This is a genomic window from Granulicatella sp. zg-ZJ, assembly GCF_010892355.1.
In the GTDB taxonomy this organism is placed as follows: domain Bacteria; phylum Bacillota; class Bacilli; order Lactobacillales; family Aerococcaceae; genus WM01.
Genome location: NZ_WNJY01000038.1, coordinates 1 through 11,391 on the forward strand (window position 1 = coordinate 1; position 11,391 = coordinate 11,391).

12 protein-coding genes, 1 pseudogene and 1 riboswitch are annotated in these 11,391 nt (G+C 33.5%); of the genes and pseudogenes, 11 read left to right on the plus strand and 2 right to left on the minus strand.

Features of this window, described 5'->3' with window-relative positions:
* Positions 1-276 precede the first annotated feature (276 nt).
* The 6 genes from GMA11_RS08580 to GMA11_RS08605 all read left to right on the plus strand — a co-directional run bounded on the left by GMA11_RS08580 (position 277) and on the right by GMA11_RS08605 (position 6,198).
* Positions 277-1,017 (plus strand): carboxylesterase, encoded by a 741-nt coding sequence (locus tag GMA11_RS08580; protein ID WP_163546742.1) that lies wholly within the window; start codon positions 277-279, stop codon positions 1,015-1,017.
* Positions 1,018-3,252 carry a ribonuclease R gene (gene rnr / locus GMA11_RS08585; RefSeq protein WP_370516586.1) on the plus strand — a complete coding sequence of 745 codons (2,235 nt, stop codon included), beginning with the start codon at positions 1,018-1,020 and terminating at the stop codon, positions 3,250-3,252.
* An 8-nt stretch (positions 3,253-3,260) separates the two neighbouring features.
* Positions 3,261-3,719, plus strand: coding sequence for an SsrA-binding protein SmpB (gene smpB / locus GMA11_RS08590; protein ID WP_163546743.1), 459 nt, complete (start codon positions 3,261-3,263; stop codon positions 3,717-3,719).
* A gap of 3 nt (positions 3,720-3,722) precedes the next feature.
* Complete coding sequence (locus tag GMA11_RS08595) at positions 3,723-4,379, plus strand: histidine phosphatase family protein (RefSeq protein ID WP_163546744.1); 657 nt, start codon at positions 3,723-3,725, stop codon at positions 4,377-4,379.
* A 134-nt stretch (positions 4,380-4,513) separates the two neighbouring features.
* Complete coding sequence (ccpA, locus tag GMA11_RS08600) at positions 4,514-5,515, plus strand: catabolite control protein A (protein ID WP_163546745.1); 1,002 nt, start codon at positions 4,514-4,516, stop codon at positions 5,513-5,515.
* A 12-nt stretch (positions 5,516-5,527) separates the two neighbouring features.
* Positions 5,528-5,640, plus strand: a riboswitch (FMN riboswitch).
* A 39-nt stretch (positions 5,641-5,679) separates the two neighbouring features.
* On the plus strand, positions 5,680-6,198 hold the full coding sequence (locus GMA11_RS08605; RefSeq protein WP_163546746.1) for an ECF transporter S component: 519 nt from the start codon (positions 5,680-5,682) through the stop codon (positions 6,196-6,198).
* Between the two features lie 4 nt (positions 6,199-6,202).
* Here the strand turns inward: GMA11_RS08605 and GMA11_RS08610 are convergent, their stop codons facing one another.
* Positions 6,203-6,406 (minus strand): ferredoxin, encoded by a 204-nt coding sequence (locus GMA11_RS08610; protein ID WP_163546747.1) that lies wholly within the window; start codon positions 6,404-6,406, stop codon positions 6,203-6,205.
* Positions 6,407-6,485: 79 nt separating this feature from the next.
* Here GMA11_RS08610 and GMA11_RS09540 point away from each other — a divergent pair, with 79 nt between their 5' ends.
* The 5 genes from GMA11_RS09540 to GMA11_RS08635 all read left to right on the plus strand — a co-directional run bounded on the left by GMA11_RS09540 (position 6,486) and on the right by GMA11_RS08635 (position 11,006).
* Positions 6,486-7,088, plus strand: a complete 603-nt coding sequence (locus GMA11_RS09540; RefSeq protein WP_163546748.1) for a LysM peptidoglycan-binding domain-containing protein — start codon at positions 6,486-6,488, stop codon at positions 7,086-7,088.
* 51 nt (positions 7,089-7,139) lie between these two features.
* Positions 7,140-7,817: a (d)CMP kinase gene (cmk, locus tag GMA11_RS08620; RefSeq protein WP_163546749.1), complete on the plus strand. Its 678-nt coding sequence runs from the start codon at positions 7,140-7,142 to the stop codon at positions 7,815-7,817.
* A gap of 147 nt (positions 7,818-7,964) precedes the next feature.
* Positions 7,965-9,164, plus strand: coding sequence for a 30S ribosomal protein S1 (gene rpsA, locus GMA11_RS08625; RefSeq protein WP_163546750.1), 1,200 nt, complete (start codon positions 7,965-7,967; stop codon positions 9,162-9,164).
* A 97-nt stretch (positions 9,165-9,261) separates the two neighbouring features.
* Positions 9,262-10,575 carry a ribosome biogenesis GTPase Der gene (gene der, locus GMA11_RS08630; protein WP_163546751.1) on the plus strand — a complete coding sequence of 438 codons (1,314 nt, stop codon included), beginning with the start codon at positions 9,262-9,264 and terminating at the stop codon, positions 10,573-10,575.
* Positions 10,576-10,730: 155 nt separating this feature from the next.
* Complete coding sequence (locus tag GMA11_RS08635; RefSeq protein WP_163546752.1) at positions 10,731-11,006, plus strand: HU family DNA-binding protein; 276 nt, start codon at positions 10,731-10,733, stop codon at positions 11,004-11,006.
* Between the two features lie 120 nt (positions 11,007-11,126).
* Here GMA11_RS08635 and GMA11_RS09220 read toward each other — a convergent pair.
* Positions 11,127-11,391: pseudogene (locus tag GMA11_RS09220) on the minus strand (hypothetical protein); the annotation flags it as partial.

Below are 11,391 nucleotides of genomic sequence, written 5' to 3' on the forward strand. Positions count from 1 at the left end.
CGAATGGCTTCGTTCTCGCACATGGTAGAGAACGAGCGATGTATCGTGTACATCGTGGTAAGCCGTACAACTTAACGTCTGATACGAAAAAAGACTGTTGACACTCTTACTTTGTCAACAGTCTGAAAAGATATGTTGAGGTATATCAACATATCTTTTTTTGGAAATGTAACGGTATTTTGGCATTAGATGACAAGATACAGTATAATGTATAGAATAGGATAAAAGCTCCTCATGAGATAGTAAAAAGAAAGATAGTAGATAGAGGTTTCAGTGATGACAAATGGTATTTTTTTACAAGGTTCAAAACGTGCGATTATTTTGCAACATGCTTATACGGGTACACCAAATGATGTAAGGCTTTTGGGCACGGCACTTCATAAATTAGGATATACAGTCTATATGCCTTTATTATCTGGACATGGTACAAAAGATATGCGGGCTATTTTAAACAAAAATCCTAAAATGTGGAGAGAAGATACGAAAAAAGCTGTTCAATTTGTTTTGGATAAAGGGTGCGCACAAATTGCTATTTTTGGATTATCTCTTGGAGGAATGCTGGCTTTAGATATGTTAACGCAAAGTCATCCGTTTATTATAGGAGGAGGGTCTTTTAATTCTCCTGTTCCGTTGGATGACAGCTCGAAAGTCGAAGAACAGTTTATGGTTTATGCAAATCAATTTTATGATGAAACAGTTATTTCCGATAAGGAGGAATATTTGTCTGATTTAGTTGAAAAAATACCGGTGCAGTTGGAGCAAATTAAGATATTATCTGAAGAGATAGCACAGTATTTAAATCGTATTGATGTACCGGTGTATATTGCTCAAAGTGGAGCAGATGAATTGATTGATGCTCGTATTAGTGAACATATGGTTCGTCAAATAAGTTTTGCACCTGTTGAATTTGTATGGTTTGAAAAAGCAAAACATGTTATAACCATTGGTGAAAGTCGTGTGGCATTTCAAAATAGTGTGATTGATTTTATTGAGAAATTAGATTGGGAGGTGATATAGGTGAAAGAAAAAATTTTATCTCTTTTAGAAGAAAAAGCAATGACTGTTAAAGAAATATCAGAAGTATTGCACCAAACAAGTGCTTTAGATTTTAAAGCATTGGTAAAGCAATTATCTGAATTAGAGAGAAAAGGTCATTTAATATTTTTAGATAGCGGTAAATTGAGTTTACCTTTTAAGCATAAAACATTAACGGGTGTTTATCGTGCAAATGAAAGAGGCTATGGGTTTGTGAGTGTTGAGGGGATGATGGAAGATATTTATATTCCAAAAGGATACCAACAGACTGCACTTTCTGGAGATAGGGTTGTTATTGAGATTATTAAAGAAGCCGATATGTTGGAGAAAAAAGGTATGGAGGGGAAAGTTCTTTCTATTGAGCAACGTCAGTTGACAAGAGTTGTGGGAGAATATGTACGTTACTCAAACCACTTAGCAGAAAAATATGGCTATACGGGATATGTTTTACCAACTGAAAAAACTTTATCAGATATGACATGTTTTATTTTACCGACAGGGTTAGATGCGGTTGATGGAACAATTTGCGTAGTTGACATTACACAATATCCAACATTGGACAATCCTAAAAGTTTAGAGGGAGTTATCGTAAAAGAAATTGGATTTAAAGATGCTCCGGGTGTTGATATTTTAACGATTTTGCATCAACATGGTATTCCTACAACATTTCCAGAGGATGTGTTAGAACAAGCAGAGCGTATTGCATTAACATTGAGTGAAGATGATTTAAAAGGAAGAAGAGATTTAAGACAAGAAACGATTATTACGATTGATGGAGCAGACGCAAAAGATTTAGACGATGCTATTTCTTTAAAAATATTAGAAAATGGGCATTTTCAATTAGGCGTGCATATTGCAGATGTATCGCACTATGTTACAGAAAATAGTCCTCTTGATTTGGAAGCTTATGATAGAGGAACGAGTGTGTATTTGACCGATAGAGTGGTGCCGATGTTACCACAACGTTTATCAAATGGTATTTGTTCATTACATCCTGATGAAGACCGCTTAACGATGTCTTGCGTGATGGAAATAGATATGTCTGGTCGCATGCATCATTACGAGATTTTTCCTAGTGTCATTTGTTCTAAAAAGCGAATGGTTTATGATACAGTAAATGCAGCGATTGTCGAAGGGAACAAAAAAGCAAGAGAAGAATATGCTCCTTTTTTACCGATGTTAGAGCAAATGCGTGAGGTACATTATGCCTTGTACCATTTACGTAGACGTAGAGGTGCGATAGACTTTGATACGAAAGAAGCAAAAATTTATGTTGATGACAATGGAGCACCAACCGATATTGTACTTAGAACGAGAGGATTAGCCGAGCGAATGATAGAATCGTTTATGCTTGTAGCAAATGAAACGGTTGCGAAGCACTATATGGATAAAAAATATCCGTTTATTTATCGTGTCCATGAGCAGCCAGCAGAGGAAAAAATGCAACGATTCATGGAATTTTTATCTGCTTTTGGTGTAACGATAAAAGGTACAAGTGAAACCGTGGATGCTAAAGCGTTGCAAAAAGTATTATCGGATATTGAAGATGAACCTTATGAAGCTGTTGTATCTACGGTATTATTACGTAGTATGAAGCAAGCAAAATATGATGCAGCACCATTAGGGCATTTTGGTTTATCCACAGATGAATATACACATTTTACTTCTCCAATTAGACGTTATCCAGATTTAATTGTGCATCGTTTTATAAAAAAATACGAAAAAGAAAAACCGCTAAAAAGTGATTATGATATGCTAGAGCAACGATTAGAAGATATAGCACATCAAAGTTCTTTAATGGAAAGAAGAGCTGTTGAAGCAGAGCGAGATACGAATGCATTGAAAAAAGCAGAATATATGCTCGATAAAATAGGACAGGAATTTGGTGGCGTTGTTAGTTCGGTAACACGATTTGGTATGTTTGTTGAATTGGAAAATACGGTTGAAGGACTTATTCATGTGTCTAAAATGAGTGATGACCATTATGAATTTATTGAAAATCATTTGTTGTTGGTTGGCACAAGAACGGGTAAAACGTACCAAATAGGACAGCAAGTAACGGTAAAAGTAACAAAAGTTGATATGGATACACATGATATTGATTTTGAAGTCGTTTTATCGGAAAAAGAGAAAAAAACAGCGAAAAGAATGACAAGAGCTAAAAAACAAAAAGGAAAGCAACAAACAAAAAAATTTGTAAAGAAAAAACGTAAGTAGGTGAGTGTGTGCCAAAAGGTGAAGGAAAAGTAGTTGCAACAAATCGTAAAGCAACGCATGATTATCATATTGAAGATACATTAGAAGCAGGAATGGTTCTAACTGGAACGGAAATAAAATCTATTCGTAATGGACGTATCAATTTAAAAGATGGTTTTGCAAGAGTGCAAAAAGGAGAGGTATTCTTACATAATGTGCATATTAGTCCATTTGAACAGGGGAATATTTTTAATCATGAGCCATTACGAACAAGAAAATTATTATTGCATAAGCAACAAATTAAACGATTGGAAAAAGATGTCAAAACAATTGGGTATACATTGGTCCCATTAAAAGTTTATTTAAAAGATGGTTATGCCAAATGTTTAATCGGATTAGCAAAAGGGAAGAAAAATTATGATAAGCGTGAATCGTTAAAACAAAAAGATATAAAACGTGAAACAGATCGAATGATGAAAGTGAGGTAGTAGATGTCAGTAACATTTTATTTTATGCGTCATGCAGAAACGTATTTAAACAAATATGAACGAATGCAAGGGTGGGCAAATGCTCCATTAACAGAAAAAGGGATTTTAGATTGTATAGCAAGTGGAAAAGGATTAGCAATGACATCATTTGATGCAGTGTATACGAGTGATTTGCAACGAACAAAGGATACAGCAAAGTTGATAATGGCTCAAAATAAGGTGTCTAAGCCTATGCCTTTTATTGAAAAATCAGAATTTAGAGAAGTATTTTTTGGTAGTTTTGAAGGACTATATGCACCAGAAGTGTGGCAGTCATTACGTCATTATGCAAAAAAAGAATACGATATTGACGTTTTAACAAGAGAAAATCAACTTAATTTTTTGCACGAAATGGATAGTACAAAAGATGCGGAAGATTATATGACATTTTGGTTGAGAATTGAAAAGGGACTGTATGATTTATTAGAAAAACATAAAGAAACAAATGATACTATTTTAGTTGTTAGCCATGGTTTTGCATTGAATGTGATGATGCAAGGTATTATTCCAGACTATACCTATTCAAGTCCGCTACTGAATGCGAGTGTAAGCAAAATTATTTATGAAAATGGACAATTTCATTTAGAGTATGTGAATAGTATTGACCATTTTGTTTATTAAATAATTAGAGAAGATAAAAAATGAAAATGATAATTATTTTCAGAAAAAAGTTGATTTAACAGCTATGAAACGCTTGCACAAAAAAGAAGCGAATGCTATACTATAAAAGTAAATAACGAAAGGCAGGGATAACTATGGATAAAGAAACAGTAACAATTTATGATGTAGCAAGAGAAGCAGATGTTTCAATGGCTACGGTCTCTCGTGTTGTCAATGGTAATCCAAATGTGAAAGCAGCAACTAGAAAAAAAGTATTGGAAGTTATTGACAGATTAGATTATAGACCAAATGCTGTTGCTCGAGGTTTAGCAAGTAAACGTACGACAACAGTAGGGGTTATTATTCCAGACATAACAAATTTATATTTTTCTGCTTTAGCAAGAGGAATTGATGATATTGCTGCAATGTATAAATATAATATTATTTTAGCTAACTCAGATCAAAGTCATGTAAAAGAAATGCAAGTATTAAATGCGTTATTAGCGAAACAAGTTGATGGTATTATTTACATGGGCTATGATTTAAATGATGATTTACGTTCAGAAATTATGCGTTCAAAAACCCCTGTTGTGATTGCCGGTTCAGTAGATCCACTAAATCAAATTAGTAGTGTTAATATTGATACAGTTGAAGCAGTTAAAGAAGCTGTGTTGAAATTGATTGATAATGGAAATAAACGTGTGGCATTTGTGAGTGGTCCACATATTGAACCAATTAATGGTGTGTATCGTCTAAGAGGGTATAAACAAGCTTTAGAAGAAAAGGGATTACCTTACGATGATACATTAGTTGTGGAATCAGAATACTCTTACAAAGAGGGTGAAAAAATCATTTCTCATTTACAAGCAAGTGGTGCAACTGCTGCTATCGTTGGGGATGATGAAATTGCGGTAGGTATTTTAAATGCTGCTTTAGCAAGAGGTATTAAAGTACCAGAAGAATTAGAAATTATTACAAGTAATAATTCTAAATTGGTACGAATTGTACGTCCTGAATTAAGTACAATTATGCCACCATTATATGATATTGGTGCTGTATCTATGCGTCTATTAACAAAAATTATGAGTAAAGAAACCGTAGAAGATAATGCGATTGTTTTACCATACAAAATGAGATATAGAGGCACAACAAAATAAGAAATAAAAAAGATCTATCTTCGGGGTAAGGTGTAATTCCTAACCGGCGGTAAAGTCCGCGAGCGCAAGCAGAACTAGTGAAATTCTAGTACCGACAGTTAAAGTCTGGATGGGAGAAGAAAAATATTATTTTTATGAAGATGGATCCTTCTAGGAGGATTACAATGAAAGTAAGAAAATTAACAACGTTGGCAGTTTTGATTGCTGTGACAATTATTTTATCAAAAATTGAGATACCTATTATACCGTATGCAACATTTTTGAAACTAGATTTTAGTGATACTGTTGTCTTTATTGCGGGATTATTGTATGGGTATTCTGGATTATTAACAGTAGCTATTGGAAAGGGCTTATTATTGTTATTAACAGGCTCAGATATGATTGGTGCTGTTGCCAGTATTTGTGCGACAATCATATATGTAGGAATATTCTATATTCTTTACAAAAAAAATAAACATATTTTATTGCCAAGTATATGTAGTACATTGACATTAGCGATATGTTTATCAGCGTTAAATTATGTGGTGTTTATCCCTTTATATGAAACTGTATTTCACATGGAATTGGGTAATACATTGATGTTAGTATTAACAGCAGTACTTCCTTTTAATTTGATTAAAGGAATTGCTTTATCAATCGTGAATAGTATACTGGTAAAAAACAGTAAACGATTTATGATGTAGTATATTATTTATCAAAACGTTTAATAGCACCAGTAGGACAGTTGATATAAGCGTCTTTAAACGAAAACATGAGTGATTCGGGTATGTGAGTCTGTCTATCGTACAGACTATGCGCAATTCCTTCGTCATCATAATAAAAAAGTTTTGGTGCTTTTAGTTGGCATAAGCCGCATGCGATACAGTCTTCTTGACAAACATCGTAAAACATAAGGTAAACTCCTTTACTTTATCATGGATTTATCATACTATAAAAATAAAGATATGTATATAATTTGGAGGAATAGACAGTGGAACATAATGAAGAATTTGAACCGTTAGAAACAGTAGAACAAGAAACGTTAGAACAATTAGAAGATGATACAGCAACTAGAGTAGATGAACCTTGGTCACATCGCTTTGAGAAAAAAGAAAGACCTACAACACGAAGTGCAAAAAATCATGCTGACCCAGAAGCTTCTTTATACACAAAAATTATTTTTGTTGTTTTAGCTATTTTAATTGTTGTTGTTCTTGGTTGGATTGGTTTAAAAACATTAGGTATTGGGAAACCTGCTGGAGAAGTGACGACATCTCCAACACGTGTATCTAAATTAACAATTCAAACAACAACGACAGAAACAACTAAAAAATCTGATGAATCGGCAACAACGACCACAACAGCTGATAATAAAACAACAACGACTACAACAACTGCAACAGAACGTAAAGAAACAACTAAAGCAAATAATAGAGGAAATAGAAGTACAACGACATATTCTGTAAAATCAGGCGATACATTGTATAGCTTGGCAAGAAGATTTGGTATGACAGTTGATGAAATCATGTCTTTAAACGGTTTATCATCTGATAGATTGAGTATTGGACAAAAATTATCTGTTTACGAAAACTAACGATAAAGCGATAGTTACTTAGTAACTATCGCATTTTTATGGAGAATGAACATGTCAAAAAAAATATGTGTGGCTATTGACGGTCCAGCATCTTCTGGAAAGAGTACGGTAGCTAAAAAAATTGCAGAAAAATTTAATTATATTTATTTAGATACAGGAGCAATGTATCGCTGTATTACTTTATCTGTATTGTCTAATGATATTGATATGCAAGATGAACAAGCGGTATCGGCACATTGTCAGCAACAAGATATCCGTTTTAGTAAAAATATAGATAATCAACAAATTGTTTTATTAAATGGAAAAGACGTTACATCGGCTATCCGTCAGCCAAATGTGGCGGAAAATGTGTCTTTAGTTGCTTCTTATGAAGGTGTACGTACGGATTTGGTTGCTAGACAAAAATCGTATATTGCACAAGGCGGCATTGTTATGGACGGTAGAGATATTGGAACTGTTGTTATGCCTGAAGCAGAGTTGAAAATTTTTATGGTTGCTAGTGTAGAAGAGCGTGCACGTCGTCGTCATGAAGAAAATAAGCAACGCGGTATCCATTCTTCTTTGGGGGAATTATGTCAACAAATTGAAAAAAGAGATAAACTTGATGAATCAAGAGTCATTGGTCCATTGAAAAAAGCAGAGGATGCGATTGAGATTGATACGACATCATTAACGATTGATGAAGTTATTCAACAAATTTCTGAATATATTGAAATGATACTAAATTGAGTCCCCCATAAACGTATATTACCCCTTAAATTCAAGAAAAACCTTTTAAAATATAGACTGTCTTAATAAAAAGTGGTATAATGTTCGTAAATATTGTTCTTTTTTAAGAACGTTTGAGCAGTGCTCGATTATAGGAGGTTTATATTCATGTCAGAATTTTTAAATGCCATGGAAGAAGCATTAAATAATGTTTTAGATGTTAAGGTTGGCGATTTAGTACAAGGTGAAGTGTTGACACTTCAAGACAACAAGCAAGTGATTGTTGGTATTTTAGGTGCAGGGGTTGAAGGTGTTATTCCTGCGAAAGAATTATCAACTGAACCAATTGATAGATTGGAAGAAGTTGTAAAAGTTGGAGACGTATTAGATTTAGTTGTTATTTCAACAATTAAAGATAAAGAAAACGGTAGCTATTTACTATCAAAACGTCGTGTTGATGCTAGAAAAATTTGGTCAGAAATTCAAGAAAAATTTGAAAATAATGAATTAGTTGAAGGGACTGTGAAAAACACTGTAAAAGGTGGTTTAACGGTAGATTTAGGTGTTCGTGGCTTCGTACCAGCTTCTTTAGTGTCTGAATTCTTTATGAAAGACTTATCTCAATTTAAAGGGCAAACATTAACATTTAAAATTGTTGAATGTGAACCAAGCGAGAATAAATTGATTTTATCTCGTAAAGAGGTTGTTTTAGCAGAAAAAGCAGAAAAAAGGGCTAAAGCTTTAGAAACATTAGAAGTTGGAAGTGTTGTAGAAGGGACAGTATCTCGTTTAGCCAAATTTGGTGCGTTTATTGATTTGGGTGGCGTAGATGGTTTAGTACATATTTCTGAAATAGCACACGGTCATATTAGAAAACCATCTGATGCATTAACAGTCGGTGAAACAGTAAAAGTAAAAATTTTAGATATTACTGAAGAAGGACGTGTTTCATTATCTATTAAAGAAACAGTACCTAGTCCATGGGATATTGCTTTAGAAACATTTAAACAAGGCGATGTTGTAAAAGGAATTGTGAAACGCTTAGTTGACTTCGGTGCGTTTGTAGAGTTACTTCCTGGTATTGAAGGATTAGTTCATATCTCACAAATTTCACATGAACATATTGCTGTACCACATGAAGTGTTACAAGTTGGCCAAGAAATCGATGTGAAAATTAGAGAAATTCAAGAAGATGAAAAACGTATTTCTTTAAACATTAAAGATTTAATTGAAAAACCAGTAAAAGAAAAAGAAGTCCTAGAAGAAGTTGTTGAAGAAGAAGTACCATATGATGTGACTGCAGATAACACAACAGTAACATTAGGTGATGTATTAGGAGAACAATTAGCGTCTTTAGAAAACGAATAATATGAGCGAAAAGATGGGAGAACATCTCTCATCTTTTTGTTTGAATGAGTGAAAATATACCATTATAATAACAAAGAAAAACAAAAGAGGTGAGAGAATGAAAATACCGACGATTGCGATAGTAGGTAGACCAAATGTTGGGAAGTCAACCATTTTTAATCGCTTAGTGGGAGAAAGAATTTCAATTGTTGAAGATATTTCTGGTGTGACAAGAGATAGAATTTATGCAAGAGGAACATGGCTAGATAAGCCATTTAATGTCATTGATACGGGTGGTATTGAATTGAGTGAAGAGCCATTTATGTCACAAATTAAACATCAAGCAGAAATTGCGATTGATGAAGCAGATGTGATTATTTGTTTAACGAGTGTACGTGAAGGTGTGACTGAAGCAGATGAATATGTTGCACGTATTTTACATCGCTCTCATAAACCGATTATTTTGGCGGTTAATAAAGCAGATAATCCAGAACAAAGAAATGAAGTATATGAATTTTATAGTCTAGGATTAGGCGATCCATTTCCAATTTCTGGAAGTCATGGATTAGGATTGGGAGATTTATTAGAGGAAGTCTTTAAAAAAGTCCCAGTTGACGATACAGATAAGGACGAAGAGAACAAAATTCGTTTTAGTTTTATTGGACGACCAAATGTTGGTAAATCATCATTAGTAAATGCTATTTTAGGAGAAGAACGAGTAATTGTATCGAATGTCGCTGGAACAACAAGAGATGCGATTGATACAGAGTTTACAGATGAAGATGGCGATATATTCCAAATGATTGATACAGCCGGTATACGAAAACGTGGTAAAATCTATGAAACAACAGAAAAATATAGTGTTTTACGTGCGATGCGTGCCATTGATCGTTCTGATGTCGTGCTAATGGTTTTAAATGCAGAAGAAGGTATTCAAGAACAAGATAAAAAGGTTGCCGGTTATGCCCATGAAGCAGGAAAAGGTGTCATTATTGTTGTGAACAAGTGGGATGCCATTGAAAAAGATAATCATACAATGAAAAAATTTGAAGAAGAAATCAGAGGACATTTTTTATACTTGTCTTATGCACCTATTGTATTTGTGTCTGCAAAAACCAAACAACGTTTGCATACTTTACCAGCATTGATAAAACACGTTAATGAAAATCAATCATTACGCATTTCTTCATCATTATTGAATGATGTTTTATTAGATGCAGTGGCAACAAATCCAACACCAACAGATAAAGGTAAACGATTAAAAATTTATTATTTAACACAAGTAGCAGTAAAACCACCAACTTTTGTTGTTTTTGTAAATGACAAAGAATTGATGCATTTTTCTTACGAACGTTTCTTAGAAAATCAATTAAGACAAACATTTGAGTTTGAAGGAACACCTATTCGTTTAATTACACGAGAACGTACATAAAACGCCATATTTTTACAAAAATATATGTAAAAAATTATAAAAATATTTGCATAAATCATAGCGGTGTGTTATTCTTTTTAAAGAGTATTTTGAATAATTTGTATTCAAAATGTATCTAGTTGATTTCGTTAGAAATCATATACGGAGGTGAAAACATGGCAAATAAAGCAGAATTAGTAGAACGCGTTGCAAATGAAACTGGTTTTACAAAAAAAGATGTAGCTATTACAGTTGATGCATTATTCGAATCAATCCAAGAAATTTTAGCTGCTGGTCAAAAAGTACAAATCATCGGCTTTGGTAACTTTGAAGTTCGTGAACGTGCTGCTCGTAAAGGACGTAACCCACAAACAGGTGAAGAAATCGAAATTAAAGCAAGCAAAGTACCAGGATTTAAAGCTGGTAAAGCATTAAAAGATGCTGTTAAATAATGAATAATATTCCCCTTAAAACTTGTTTACTAAGTTTTAAGGGGATTCGTTTTTTATAATATCAGGTCTAAGATAAGAAAACCCGTTGAAGTAATTAAAACTTCAACGGGTTTTATATCATTAGTTTAAATCTAAAAGAACAATTTGTTTTTTGGCGTTAAAAGAGAAAGAAGGAACAACTTCTAATTCAAAACTTCCAGAACCGTTTACACCAAAATGGGAAATTGCATTTTCAAAAATTCTACCTGAAGATATATTGGCTCTATAATAAATCGTGTTGGTGGGAATAATCCACCAACACGATTTTGTATATAAAAGTGGACAAAAAAAGAGAAATACCTGTATGATTAAATCACCACAATTAAACAAGGAGGTATTTCTCATG